The sequence below is a fragment of the Mesorhizobium sp. genome (assembly GCF_041661565.1).
Classification (GTDB): Bacteria; Pseudomonadota; Alphaproteobacteria; order Rhizobiales; family Rhizobiaceae; genus Mesorhizobium.
In genome coordinates this window covers 19,024-32,177 of the sequence record NZ_JBAZUD010000044.1, presented here as the reverse complement: position 1 = coordinate 32,177, position 13,154 = coordinate 19,024, and the positions used below count along the sequence as shown (strand labels likewise).

The following is a 13,154-nucleotide window of genomic DNA, read 5'->3' as shown; positions in this document are numbered from 1 at the left end:
GCCAGGACGCCGAAGCTCGCCAGGTCATCGGCGGCGGCGGCCCGGTGCGCGCCGGCCACCAGGGCAAGCGGCGCTGCCAGCGCGATCGAGAGGCCTCTTACGAATCTATCCATGGTTATTCTCCAAGCCGAGTCCGACAATCAGGCTTGGATTGTTAACGATTGGTTAATTCCAAGGTTTATTAGTTAAAGCGGATGATTAGATGCCACAATTGCTAAAATAGTGCGTTGACTGTAATCATTGAATAATTTGCCCCTTTTCAAGGTTTTTCGGGCGATATTTTTTTGTCGTTTCGAGATTTATTTTTCGGTTCTCGAGATTATTTAGGCAGAATGGGACGTTTCTCAACGCGTGAAAGCCCCCGGATACGGCTCCCGGAGTTTCCTATGCCAAGCCGGCGCTCATCGGGTGACAAGGACAGGTGAGCCGACCGAAACGCGCGAATAGAGGTCGACAATGTCGCGGTTGTACATTCTGATGCAGCCGTAGGAAACAAAGCTGCCAATGGAATTGGGGACGTTGGTGCCGTGGATGGCATATTCTCCGCCCGCCAGGGTCAACGCGGCCTCTCCCATCGGATTTCCCGGCGCGCCGCTGGCGATAAGCTTCGGAAGTCCGGGCTTGTCGCGCCTGACGGCGTCAGGCGGCGCCCAGTTCGGCCGGATGTATTTGCCGTTTATGACCGATGCCCCCGTCCACTGCCTGCCAACTCTGCCGACCCCAACCTTGTATTGCAGCGCGGCGCCGGAGCCGAGGACCAGGTAGAGCTTTCGCTCCTGGGTGCGCACCACGATTGTCCCTGGCGCGATAGCGGCATCGAAGCCGACGATTTTTCCGGCCGCCCATGACGGGGCCGTCGACTGCGCAAGGAAAATGGCGACAAGAGCGCCGGCGGTTCGCCAACCAGGTCGGGTTTTCGCGGGCATCAGGGCCTCCCGGGCGAGGGAGCCAGCCATCTGGCGCCGTGCCGAGGGTCAGCTAAGCGCTGCCACCTGAACAACGAGGTCGAAATGTCCTTAAAGTTGTAATCACGACGCCGATCCCTGCTGAAAGTCTGCATCACCGGCGTTGCTGGAGCCATCCGAGTCCAAGCGAACGCGCCCGCGTGGACAAGGCGCTCGGCGTCGAGCAAACCGTTACGGCGTCAGGCGTAGATCGCTTGGACATTGCCCAAACAATCGTTAAAACCCCCACCATGCGCTTTACGCCTAATACACGTCGCTTGCTCAGTTGGTGTTTACTTGAACGCCCTAGAATCCGGTGAACCGCCTCGAACGCACTGATTGATTTCCATGCTTCATCTGCAGAAGAATATTCTGGAATTGATTGCCAAGGGCCATGACCTCAAGGCTACGATGAGCCGCCTTTGCCTTGAGATCGAGGCGCTCTTGCCCGGTGTCATGTGCACAATACTGCAGGTACAGCGAAACGGCCTGCTGCACCCTCTCGCCGCTCCGAGCTTTCCCGACGCTTTCTCCACAGCGCTTGAAGGCGTGATGATCGGACCAAATGTCGGCTCGTGCGGCAGTTCGGCATATCTGGGCGTTCCGGTCATCGTCAGCGACATCGAAACCGATCCGCGATGGACCGAATTCAAGCACCTGCCATTGTTGCTTGGGCTCAAGGCGTGCTGGTCAACGCCGATCCGCGATCCATTGGGCGACGTGATGGGCACGTTTGCCTTTTACTTCAGGGATAAACGTGGCCCGAACGCACGTGAGGAAAAGGTCGTCGGCGCATGCACCTATCTGTGCGCCATTGCCCTGGAACGCCACGACCGGGTGATGGAGCGCGACCGCAAGGCCTATGTGGACGCGCTGACCGACCTGCCGAACCGCGCCAGTTTCGACGCCGCGATGGAGCAGATATCCTGTGTCGAGCCCGGTTCATGGGCACTGCTCATGATCGATCTCGACAATCTCAAGACCGTCAACGATACCTTTGGCCATCACGCGGGCGACGTCCTTCTTCAAACCGTCTCATCGCGGATAGGCCTGGCGGCGGCGCCGGACCGTGTCTTCCGCATGGGCGGGGATGAGTTCGCGGTCATCGTCCAGGCGACGGCCGGTGTCGCTTGCCTGGAATTGACTGCCCAATCCGTCCTCGAGGCGATTTCTCCGGCGGCCGATTGCGGCGGGCACATCATCATACCGCGGGCGACGATAGGCGGCGCGCTGTTCTCCGCCGGCGATACCGACCCGGGGGATGTCCACCAGCATGCGGATTTTGCCCTCTATCATGCCAAGGAGACCAAGCGGGGTGGGTTTGCTCTCTATCGCGAGGATATCGGCACTGCGATCACCCATCGCATCGAAAGCATTCGCGACGTCGAGACGGCATTGCGCGAGGACATGATCGACGCCTTCTACCAGCCCATCGTGCGGCTCGACACGCGTGAGATCGTCGGCCTGGAAGCCCTATGCCGGCTGAAGCGGCCCGACGGCGAGATCCTGCCGGCGGCGGCATTCATGGAGGCGACCGCGGATGCGCATATTGCCTCGGGCTTGACCGAGCGCATGCTGTCCATCGTCGCGGCCGACGTCCGCGGCTGGCTGGAGCAAGGCATTCCCTTCCAGCACGTAGGTGTGAATATTTCCTCGGCGGATTTCCATAGCGGCCGCCTGTACGACCGGATCGATGCAGCCTTCAGCCGCGAGAACGTGCCGCTCAGACATGTCATCGTCGAGGTCACCGAATCCGTCTATCTCGGGCGCAATGATCCGGCGGTGGCGCAGGGGATCAGGGCGTTGCGGGACCGCGGGCTGCGGGTGGCACTCGACGATTTCGGCACCGGCTTCGCATCGCTCACGCATCTGCTGACCGTGCCTGTCGACATCATCAAGATCGACAAGGCTTTTGTCGATCACCTCACGCCCGGCGATCCGAGCGTCGCCATCGTCGAAGGCCTGTTCGGGATCGCCACCAAGCTCGGCATCCAGGTGGTCGCCGAAGGCATAGAGCGCGAGGACCAGGCGGCCCAGCTCACCGCTTTCGGCTACCGTCTCGGGCAAGGCTACCTGTTCTCCCAAGCCGTCTCGCGTCAGATAGCGACAGGGTTGCTGGCCAGCTTCGCCCAGAAACCAGGCGGCCGGGGTGACGACAGGGTGTTTGGAATATCCAGGCCAATGCCGCATCCGCCCACGCGTCCAACTCTTCCCGCCGGCACGAAAGGCGGCCAATCGCGGTGAAGCGGAGGCAAGCCGAACGGCTTCGGCGAAGGGAGCGGGGGTTTGAAACCATTCACGGCGCGGCTCGTTGACCCTATGCCGGGTTGATCCCTGGCACTTCTGTCAACTCGCCCGCCTCCCCAAAAGGCGGGCTTTTTTTGGAGCGAAGCAGCCCCGCAACGTCTGAAGACCCGACGCTCCCGCGTTGCTTTGGCCCGCCAGCTCTTTCGTCGGCCCTCGGGGAGCCCTGAGTGGGCCGATGCGGTTGCGCGAACGCGAAAGCCCCGGCAACCTTTCGGCACCGGGCTTGGACGCAAACGGTAGTGAATTCGGTATTTCCAGATCGGGGCCTCGGCAGGTGCAAAGGCCACATGCTTACGCCAGGCCATAGCCGGCGCTCACAATGTCTTCGCTCGGTCGAGGCTTTCGGTTACTCGACCAGGACCGAGGGGCCCACCTGGGCAGCGATCGATCCCAGTCGGTCGCGCTTGAGCAGTGTTGGCTTCTCGTAGGTTTTCTTCATGGAGTGTGTCCTCGCTTTTTCCCTCGATGTCAGGATGCTGGCGCCGGCGCACCTTGTCAAGTTGGTCAGAAGGAGACCTTCAGCCCGTTTTCAGTGCTTCTGGCGCCATACGCGGCAGTGGCACTACCACTGGCGGCACGACCATCTATGCCGCCCGAAATGGCGGCGCGACGGACTTAGAGCTTACAGTAAAATCAATGGCGGAGAGGGAGGCCGCCAATCCGTTTTTGTCTAACAGCAAAATCAATACCTTGGCGACGAACGGCTAGTGATTTCCAGAGCAAAAACCAGAGCAAAATCGCGCGGTTCTACTTTGCCAACCACTCTGCGTAAGACCGAACATCGATCATGGGCACCGTCGCGCTCGACTGCAACCTCGCAATCAACTCTAAGAGGAAGGCCGTATATGACGTGTCGGCAGGCGGCCATGGTAGTCAGACGGCCTTTCTGTCCGGAGGTCATATACCCCCTTCGTATAGCTTTGAGTTAAAGACAAAAGTCCCCTAGTTCCTCACTTAGACGCTGAAAGCCATGTGGCGCACGGCTTTGAGCGAAAACAAGGTCCCTCGAAAGCCCCCCTAAAGTCCCCCTAAAGTCCCTCCAATCGTCTGTACGTCTGCACTCAACCGTGAAGCTCACCAGCCTTGGATCACACGGGAGCCAATGGCAACCGCCTGCAATTGTCGATCTGGAGAGGCTGAATGCAGAGACTCTATCGCTTCTCTCTCTTTCGAAGCAAAGCGCAGAAGTTGAGCTTTCTCGACAGTAAAACTCTAACGCCTTTGGGTTACACCGCCGAGAGCGAGAACGGAGAATTCCATGCGATACGGACTTGGCTGGAAATGGGGTGCGGTGCTAACGCACGCGCTGCTGTGGGTGGTAGTGTGTGCGTGCGCTTATATGAACGCAGGCCCCTATACTTTTGCAAGTTGCTGGCCGATCATTTTGCTATACATTCCACCGCTCGGTTTTACTGTACGAGGGTTTGGCGCTTGTTACTCTCGTGTTCGTCATGGTCTCGATTTTTAGCCCGAACCTTCGGGCGAGCACATACTTTGTGGTATCTTGCCACGGGTTAGTGCTCGTGTCTGGAATGAAAGCATCCTCGCTGGCAGCTTATGCGGCAACCGGGCAGGTAAATTGCCTATAAAAGCAAATTCGTAATTGACCCTGAACGGTCTGCACGCTTCCTTGAAGCTCACCAGCCTTGGATCACACGCGAGCCAATGGCTTGCCGCCTGCGCCTGTCGGCCTGAAAGGGTTGAGTGCAGAGGCCGTCTGAATTCAACAGACGACGACAGTCGCCGGCCGGTCCACGATCTCACACGCACCATCTGGATTGGATAGGCAGCGGCCCACAGCCCTCGGTGTTGAACTTGTTTAAAATTTCAGTGCTTTCCCATATGTTCCGGTGGACGCATCTGAAGGAATGGCAGTGAAGATATTCGGACACCAACTATATTTGCCTCCGCGTCGCCCCGGCGACATAGCGGGCATTCTGGTGTTGGCGTGGCTGTTGGCAGTAATTCTGTCTGCCTACGTGATTTTTCCCGTGCAAACTCGGAAAGTGCAAACTCAAGTAAACTCTGGTTTCGGGCCGGAATGGGATTGTGTCTATCCCGGCAAAGGACAAGAGATTTGTATTAAGTCCCTTTCGAAGCATCCTGACCCGTCCAGCCAGTCACGTTGAGGCGAAGCTCGACCAGTTGCGGCCGCCTCCGTGAGCGGGTAGCTACGCCTCCTGAGAACTGGAGGGGATCAATGTTTTTCACGAAGTTTGGACTGGTCATCGCTTGGCTGCTGTTAACCGTGGGCACCTTTCGCGTCGGCACGGCCTTCTATATAGCTTACACAATGCAGACGAATATGGCTCCTCGCTACCTCGGATCAAAGACCACAGGCGAGGTCATCGACGCGGGTCTGTTGTACATATTGATTGGCGTAGCGTTGGGCGTCCTAGTCGAGATCAGCCGGTCTCTCGTGCCGAAGCAGCCGACGATCTAACATCGTCCAGTGACTGCCCTGACAGAGGCGTGCAGGCCGTCTACGAAGGCGTTTCCCGGTGCCGTGTTGCGGCCTCCACGTAGTATTTCGCGAGAATCTCGGGGAGCCCTGCGATCATCATGGCCACTTGCCCGACCGTCATCACGTAACGCTCCTTGGTGGAGCAGTCACGGTACTTTTTGTTGAACGTGTGCCGTCCGCTCACCCTCAGTTCGAAGTCGTCATGATAATTAGGGAAGACCAGTCTCGTCAGTCGAGTGATTTCCGTCTCTTGATCCTCAGTGATCTCATCGACGCCTTGATGCGCTAGGCCATTGCGGTGCCTGTTCAAGGCGCGGGCAGGCTCCAGAAAATGCTTGGGAACGCCAATCACTTCGAGCAGGTTGAGCTTGTCGGCAAGGTACCGGCAATTCTTGACTACGCGCCACCTGTCTTGCGTTATAACCGACACCGCGTGGGTAGTGGCGCGTTCAACTTCGAAATGGCAGCGGATAACCGCGCCGATATCGTCTTCGCTGAACAGGGCCGCCGCGATCCTCGCCGTATCTGGGTTGTGCGCTATCGTCATAGTGCCGAGGTCGAGATCAATCGCGTCCACAAATTATCTCCACGATTATCACCTCTTCGCTAGGCTCGCCGTACGATCGTCCGGTATTTGCCGGGTCCAACTTGCTCGAAAAGCTCTGTCGTTCTGCCGGGGTTACCAACACGGTGCTTGGGGAGGAATATGTTATAGGTTGGATCGGCCCATCCCGGACAAGCTTGTCTCACATCCGCTGCACCAAACGGTTCTTTGAGCTTCCCGGCCTTCACTGCGGCATATATCTCGGAAGCAAATTCCTTCATTGCTCAGCATCCCACATCTTCCGCGCCCTCTCAAAGGCTTCGTATGCGGCCCCCGGATTGCTGCGAAGCATCGCTAAGGCAAGCTCTGCAAAGTGGTCTGACCCAATGTGAAATTCCACTCGGCTCTGTCCATTAGGCGCGGGAAGATATCCGAAGACGCATATTTTGTCGCTGGGCGTCCAATTGATAGGCCCGGCCACCCCTTGGCTTGTCCAATTGGCCTTTGACGCCCCACCTCTGAACACCTCGAATGTCATGGGCTGGCTCCGTTCATGATGGGATGCAACGGAGCCTAGCAGGTAGTTGACGTTTCTTCCATCCGCCCTTGGGTGCCGCAGACGGGCTTCGCATTTGATCACCATGCGCGACTCTGCCATTCTACGCTCAGCGAGGAGACCGCGTGGCCAAGTTGCCGAACCATTGTCCTGCACAGTGCAGCGGGGCACACCGCGAACCGGTCGACGTATCAGCCCGCTTGCTGGCGGAAGCTGGTATTGCTGACGAGTGGACAAAGCGTGCAAGACGATGCACCTACTGTGGTGCGATCCACTCAATCGAGAGTGACGGCCGGAAGCATCTGCGCGGACACTTTGGTGGCAATGAACTAATGCTTGCCGAAAATTGGGTACCGCATCGCGGCAACTGAGCCCGCAAAGACATGTGCCCCCTTTTCATCGAGGAGCGCGCTTCCAATGAATTTTTCCTTACAGTTTTGTTTCTTAGAGTCATGCGCCAGATGCCGTCGAGTTAATCGAATCGCTCGGCTTAGGAGGCAGGCGCAAGGCATCGCCACGGCGCGCACTAATGGCCGCTATAAGGGCCGTTCAGAGGACGCGCAACGCAACGCCGCGATCGTGAACATGCTCGCGAACGGCCAAAGCTGGGCCAGCATTGTGGCTGCTACAGGTGCATCAAGATCGATGCTGTCGAAGCTGACAAAGCGCGTGCCACAGAGCGCATAGCTCCAAGCCATTCAGGTTGACTACAGAAGGCCCGGCATCGTCCCGGGCCTTTGCATGTCGGGCCTATGCCAACGCGCCACACGACGCGCCGGCCGGCGAGGGGCATGGGGGCGGGGGTCGCAATATATATAATGTCGAAATTCCTCGGTCTGTACCTCTCAGAAGTCGAGGTAGGGGTCTCAACCGGGTGTAACACGGCGACCGCTTCCGCAAAGTGGCGGAAAAGGTGGGTTTCGGGCCGGTGAAATTGGCGGAGAGGGAGGGATTCGAACCCCCGATGGGCTTGCACCCATGCCGCATTTCGAGTGCGGTGCATTCGACCACTCTGCCACCTCTCCGCGGTCATGGTCGGCCGTTGCCGGCGCGGCGCACTAGATAACGGCTGAACGGGCCGGTTACAAGGCCAATCCGCCAGTTATTTGGCTTGCGCCACACGCGGTGTATTTGGTGGCCGAGCCTGACGGCCATAGGCCCGGCAAGGCTTACGATCTCGGCCGCCGTCGCCGATCCCAGGTCTGTCGACACGGGAGGCCTTTGAAATGGCTGTTTGCCTTGACTCGCATGGAACCTTCGGTTAGGGACAGCGCGCAATCGGCGTGGAGGGGTTCTTCCACGCCGCTTGTTTTTCGAACCCGCAGACTGACAAAAAGACGGCCGAACCGCTTGCGCGGTTCATCGAGGCCGACCGAACAGCGAAAGGCAAAAAATGTTCGCAGTCATCAAAACGGGCGGCAAGCAGTATCGCGTTGCCGCCAACGATCTCCTGAAGATCGAAAAAGTCGAAGGCAATGTCGGCGATATCGTCGAGATCGGCTACGTGCTCGCGCATGGCGAGGGCGACAATGTCACGTTCGGCGCGCCGTTCGTCGATGGTGCCCTGGTCACCGCCGAAGTCGTCGAGCAGGGCAAGAACCGCACGGTCATCGCTTTCAAGAAGCGCCGCCGTCAGAATTCGCGCCGCAAGATCGGCCATCGCCAGCTTTTGACCACCGTGCGGATCTCCGAGATCCTGCTCGAGGGCGCCAAGCCGACGAAGACGGCAGCGGCCAAGGCGCCGAGGAAGGCAGCCAAGACGGCAGCGGCTCCTGAAGCGACGGCGGAAACCGCGCCGGTTGCAACCGAGACGGTGGCAGCGCCGCTGTTCAAGGCGCCGAAGGGCGAGCCGGACGATCTGGCCGTGATCGTTGGCATCGGCCCGGTCGCCGCCAAGGATCTGAACGAGCAGGGCATCACGACCTTTGCCCAGCTTGCCAAGCTCACCGACAAGGACGTCGCCAAGATCGACGCCAACATGCCGTTCAGCACCGACCAGATCAACGACTGGCGCGAACAGGCCAAGGAACTGGCCAAGAAGTAAGGCGAACCGGCGCGAAACGGCGCCGGATCGGACTTGAAACGGAACGCGAACGCGTTCATAAGACCATTCAAGCGCCTTGCGGCGCATCGGAGTTAGTTAGATGGCACACAAGAAAGCTGGCGGCTCGTCGCGCAACGGCCGCGACTCGCATTCCAAGCGTCTGGGCGTGAAGAAGTTCGGCGGCGAAGCCGTCATCCCGGGCAACATCATCATTCGTCAACGCGGCACCACGTGGCATCCCGGCGTCAATGTCGGCATGGGCACGGATCATACGCTTTTCGCGCTCGAGACCGGCGCCGTGACCTTCAATAAAAAAGCCAATGGCCGAACCTACGTATCGGTCAACCCGATTGCCAAAGCCGCGGAGTAGCCGGTTCCGCACTAGAACACCGGCACCCATCTCGGGAACCGGTGTCTGGCAAGTCCAGGAAAAGGATCAGGGGAGATGGGTTTCCATCTCCCCTTTTTCTTGTGCCTGGAGGACTTTCACATGGTTGCCGAAGCGGAAGACACGGACGACGAAAGTTACGCGATAGACTGCCCGGTGCTGGTCACCGAGCGGCTGGTGATGCGGGCGCCCCATGAAGGCGATCTCGCGCAACTGGTTGAGCTTGCCGACAATCGCCATGTCGCCGAAATGCTGGCCCGCATGCCGCATCCCTATGGCAAAGCCGAAGCGCGCGCCTTCCTGGCCATGACTCGGTCTCGTCGTGCCGGCATCGCCTATGCCCTGACGCTGGCCGGCACCGACACTTTCGTCGGCTGCGCCGGGCTCAACACCACAGATCGCGGGCTCGAACTCGGCTACTGGATCGGCGAGCCTCACTGGAAGCGGGGCTTTGCGACGGAAGCGGCGCATGCGCTGGTCGACCTCGCCTTCCAGAGGACGTCGATCCAGGTGCTGCACGCCTCGACGCGGGTCATCAATCCGGCCTCGCGCCGGGTGATCCACAAATGCGGCTTCCAGTATGCCGGCCAGGGCATGCTGAACTCGATCGTCGCCGGCCAGGTGCCGGTCGAGCGGTATAGGCTCGACCGCAAGACGTGGACCAGCCTGCGCAACTGGGTTCATTTTTGATGGAGCCTTGGAGGGAGGTGGGCGCCCCCTCCTAGGGGCTCAGCCCAGCTCCACCCAGACGGGCAGGTGGTCCGAGCCAACCGCCTGTCGGTCGACCCACAGGCGCTTCAGTGAGCCGGCCAGCGAGGCGCCGGTGAAGACGTAGTCGATGCGCTTGTGGCGGCCGGTGTTGCTGGGGTCCTTGGGGTCGACCCAACTGACGAGATCGTCGCCGGTGGCGCCCAGGCGCATGGCGGCGTCGACGGCGAGGTCGGCGGTCAGCGGCATGCCGGATTCATGGTCGGGGAGGCCGGCGAATTCGACATATTCGGCCGAGCCGGCCAGCATGTTGAAATCGCCCATGGCGACAAAGGCTTCGGGGTGGGGCAGTTCCGGCAGGCCGATCTCGGCGACGCCGGACAGTGCACCGCCTTCGAGCGCATAGTTCAACAGGCGCCGGCGCAGGAAACGGATCTGGCTGGCGCGTTCGACCGGGCTTCGGTGATCGAGATGGATGGAATAGAAACGGATGAAACCAAGCGGCGTCTCGATCAGCGCTTCCAGCGCGCCGCGCTGGAAGTTCATCGCCTCGAAGCTGCGGCTGCGTGGCAACAGAAGGTTGCGCGACAGATGAATGGGGGTCTTCGACAGCACCATGTTGCCAAGCTGGAAGGTCGCGGTGATGGCGCGGCCATTTTCGATGCGCGAGCCCATATTGGCCTCGAAATTGCTGCCGTAGACGGCGAAATAGTCGGGCAGCGCCTCGCCGATCTCGGCGACCATGTCGCGCCCGCCATTCCTGGGATTGTTGCGGGTGACCTCCTGCAGGGCGATCACATCGGCGCCGCGCACGGCGTCGGCTATGCGCCCGACGTCATAGCGTTCGTCGAGGCCAATGCCGTACTGGATGTTGTAGGTTACAAGCTTCATTGCGACATCTCTCCGGCCGGTCGCGCGCGGCCAATGCCGCAAAACGTTCTCGCCCTTCGCCACACCTTGGTTTAGAGCAAGGCCTGATATTGAGAGCAATGCCGCAAGGCCAATAAAAGAAACCGCACTCCGATGAAATTTCTCGATCAAGCCAAGGTCTATGTCCGCTCCGGTGACGGGGGCGCCGGTTCAGTGTCGTTCCGGCGCGAGAAGTTCATCGAGTTCGGCGGACCGGATGGCGGCGATGGCGGGCGCGGCGGCGATGTCTGGCTGGAAGCGGTCAACGGGCTGAACACGCTGATCGACTATCGCTACCAGCAGCATTTCAAGGCCAAGACCGGCGTCCATGGCATGGGCCGCAACATGACGGGCGCCAAGGGCGCCGACGTCACGCTGAAGGTCCCGGCGGGAACGCAGGTGTTCGAAGAAGACAATGAGACGCTGATCTGCGACCTGACCGTGGTCGGCCAGCGCTTCCTGCTTGCCAAGGGCGGCAATGGCGGCTTTGGCAACCAGCATTTCAAGACCTCGACCAACCAGGCGCCGCGCCGCGCCAATCCAGGCCTGCCGGGCGAAGAGCTCAACATCTGGCTGCGGCTGAAGCTGATCGCCGATGCCGGGCTGGTCGGGCTGCCCAATGCCGGCAAGTCGACCTTCCTCGCCGCAGTCACCGCCGCCAAGCCGAAGATCGCCGACTATCCGTTCACGACGCTGCATCCAGGTCTCGGCGTCGCCCGCATCGACGCGCGCGAGTTCGTCATCGCCGACATTCCGGGCCTGATCGAAGGCGCGCATGAGGGCGTCGGCATCGGCGACCGCTTCCTTGGCCATGTCGAGCGCACGCGCGTCCTGCTGCACCTGGTGTCCGCGCAGGAGGAAAATCCGGGCAAGGCCTATAAGACGGTTCGCGCCGAACTCGAAGCCTATGGCAACGGCCTGACCGACAAGGTCGAGATCGTCGCGCTTTCCCAGGTCGACACGCTCGACGCCGATGCGCGCAAGAAGAAGGTCGCTTCGCTGAAGCGCGCCGCGGGCCGCGGGCCGATGCTGCTGTCGGCCGTCACCGGCGAGGGGGTCGAGGCGGTGCTGCGCGCCCTGATGAAGGTGATTGCCGAGGCGCGCGCCGAGGCCGCGCCCGTGGTCGAGACGCGCTGGGAAAAGTAAGGCCATGCAGTCGCTGAAAAAATACCGGCGCATCACCGTCAAGATCGGCTCGGCGTTGCTGGTCGACCGCGCGAGCGGCCTGAAACGCGATTGGCTGGCGTCACTCGCCGACGACATCGCGGTGCTCGCCCAGGGCGGCGCCGAAATCCTCGTCGTGTCGTCCGGCGCCATCGCGCTTGGCCGCACCATCCTTGGCCTTGGAAAGCGGGCCCTCAAGCTCGAGGAAAGCCAGGCGGCGGCCGCAGTCGGTCAGATCGCGCTGGCCGGCGCCTGGTCGGATGCGCTCGGCAAGGGCGCCTTGAAATCGGGCCAGATCCTGCTGACGCTCGGCGATACCGAGGAGCGCCGCCGCTACCTCAATGCGCGCGCGACGATCTCGACGCTGCTCAAGATGAAGGCGGTGCCGGTCATCAACGAGAACGACACGGTGGCCACCTCCGAAATCCGCTATGGCGACAATGACCGGCTGGCCGCGCGCGTCGCCACCATGATGGGCGCCGACCTTCTGGTGCTGCTGTCCGACATTGACGGTCTCTACACCGCGCCGCCGGCGCATGACCCCAAAGCCGAATTCATTCCGGTGGTCGACCGCATCACGCCAGATATCGAAGCGATGGCGGGGGCTGCGGCTTCCGAATTCTCGCGCGGCGGCATGCGCACGAAGCTCGACGCAGGCAAGATAGCCACCGCCGCCGGCACGGCAATGATCATCACCTCGGGCACGCGGCTGTCGCCGCTGCTGGCGATCGAACGCGGCGAGCGCGCGACCTTTTTCCGGCCGAGCGCCAATCCGGTCAAGGGCTACAAGACCTGGATCGCAGGTCAGCTCGAACCGGCCGGCCGGCTGACCGTCGATGCCGGCGCCATCGGTGCGCTCACATCGGGCAAGTCCCTGCTGCCGGCCGGCGTCACGCTGGTCAGCGGCAATTTCTCGCGCGGCGACACGGTGGCGATCCTGTCACCCGAAGGCCGCGAGATCGCGCGCGGGCTGGTTGCCTATGATGCCGCCGATGCCGTAAGGATCGCGGGCCTGAAGACGGCCGAGATCGAAACCGTGCTCGGCTACGAAGCGCGTTCGGCGATGATCCACCGCGACGACCTTGTGGTGAGTCACGCTGGAGGCGACATAAGCGGAGGATGAGCC

The 13,154-nt window shown here is 60.8% G+C and carries 11 protein-coding genes and 1 tRNA gene; 7 read left to right on the top strand and 5 right to left on the bottom strand.

Annotation, left to right across the window (positions count from 1 at the left end):
* Window positions 1-401: 401 nt before the first annotated feature.
* Complete coding sequence (locus WC739_RS10500) at window positions 402-926, bottom strand: L,D-transpeptidase (RefSeq protein ID WP_372952963.1); 525 nt, start codon at window positions 924-926, stop codon at window positions 402-404.
* A gap of 366 nt (window positions 927-1,292) precedes the next feature.
* Here WC739_RS10500 and WC739_RS10495 point away from each other — a divergent pair, with 366 nt between their 5' ends.
* A complete protein-coding gene (locus WC739_RS10495; protein ID WP_372952962.1) occupies window positions 1,293-3,188 on the top strand; it encodes an EAL domain-containing protein in 1,896 nt (631 codons plus the stop codon).
* A gap of 409 nt (window positions 3,189-3,597) precedes the next feature.
* Here WC739_RS10495 and WC739_RS10490 read toward each other — a convergent pair whose 3' ends face one another.
* Window positions 3,598-3,690 carry a putative RiPP precursor gene (locus tag WC739_RS10490; protein ID WP_372952961.1) on the bottom strand — a complete coding sequence of 31 codons (93 nt, stop codon included), beginning with the start codon at window positions 3,688-3,690 and terminating at the stop codon, window positions 3,598-3,600.
* A gap of 1,761 nt (window positions 3,691-5,451) precedes the next feature.
* On the opposite strand from WC739_RS10490, the gene WC739_RS10485 reads away from it, so the two are divergent.
* A complete protein-coding gene (locus WC739_RS10485; RefSeq protein ID WP_372952960.1) occupies window positions 5,452-5,694 on the top strand; it encodes a hypothetical protein in 243 nt (80 codons plus the stop codon).
* Between the two features lie 40 nt (window positions 5,695-5,734).
* On the opposite strand, the gene WC739_RS10480 is transcribed toward WC739_RS10485, so the two are convergent.
* Complete coding sequence (locus WC739_RS10480; protein ID WP_372952959.1) at window positions 5,735-6,292, bottom strand: hypothetical protein; 558 nt, start codon at window positions 6,290-6,292, stop codon at window positions 5,735-5,737.
* Window positions 6,293-7,750: 1,458 nt separating this feature from the next.
* Window positions 7,751-7,840 (bottom strand) — tRNA-Ser (locus WC739_RS10475).
* A 368-nt stretch (window positions 7,841-8,208) separates the two neighbouring features.
* On the opposite strand from WC739_RS10475, the gene WC739_RS10470 reads away from it, so the two are divergent.
* The 3 genes from WC739_RS10470 to WC739_RS10460 all read left to right on the top strand — a co-directional run bounded on the left by WC739_RS10470 (window position 8,209) and on the right by WC739_RS10460 (window position 9,937).
* Window positions 8,209-8,859: a 50S ribosomal protein L21 gene (locus WC739_RS10470; RefSeq protein ID WP_372952958.1), complete on the top strand. Its 651-nt coding sequence runs from the start codon at window positions 8,209-8,211 to the stop codon at window positions 8,857-8,859.
* A 100-nt stretch (window positions 8,860-8,959) separates the two neighbouring features.
* Window positions 8,960-9,229 (top strand): 50S ribosomal protein L27, encoded by a 270-nt coding sequence (gene rpmA, locus WC739_RS10465; RefSeq protein ID WP_013529063.1) that lies wholly within the window; start codon window positions 8,960-8,962, stop codon window positions 9,227-9,229.
* 120 nt (window positions 9,230-9,349) lie between these two features.
* Window positions 9,350-9,937: a GNAT family N-acetyltransferase gene (locus WC739_RS10460; RefSeq protein ID WP_372952957.1), complete on the top strand. Its 588-nt coding sequence runs from the start codon at window positions 9,350-9,352 to the stop codon at window positions 9,935-9,937.
* 39 nt (window positions 9,938-9,976) lie between these two features.
* Here the strand turns inward: WC739_RS10460 and WC739_RS10455 are convergent, their stop codons facing one another.
* The gene (locus tag WC739_RS10455; protein ID WP_372952956.1) at window positions 9,977-10,846 is read right to left on the bottom strand and encodes an endonuclease/exonuclease/phosphatase family protein; all 870 of its coding nucleotides are present in this window, start codon (window positions 10,844-10,846) and stop codon (window positions 9,977-9,979) included.
* A 132-nt stretch (window positions 10,847-10,978) separates the two neighbouring features.
* On the opposite strand from WC739_RS10455, the gene obgE reads away from it, so the two are divergent.
* The gene (obgE, locus tag WC739_RS10450) at window positions 10,979-12,010 is read left to right on the top strand and encodes a GTPase ObgE (RefSeq protein WP_372952955.1); all 1,032 of its coding nucleotides are present in this window, start codon (window positions 10,979-10,981) and stop codon (window positions 12,008-12,010) included.
* A 4-nt stretch (window positions 12,011-12,014) separates the two neighbouring features.
* Entirely contained in the window at window positions 12,015-13,151 is a 1,137-nt protein-coding gene (gene proB, locus WC739_RS10445; RefSeq protein WP_372952954.1) for a glutamate 5-kinase, read from the top strand.
* Window positions 13,152-13,154: the final 3 nt, after the last annotated feature.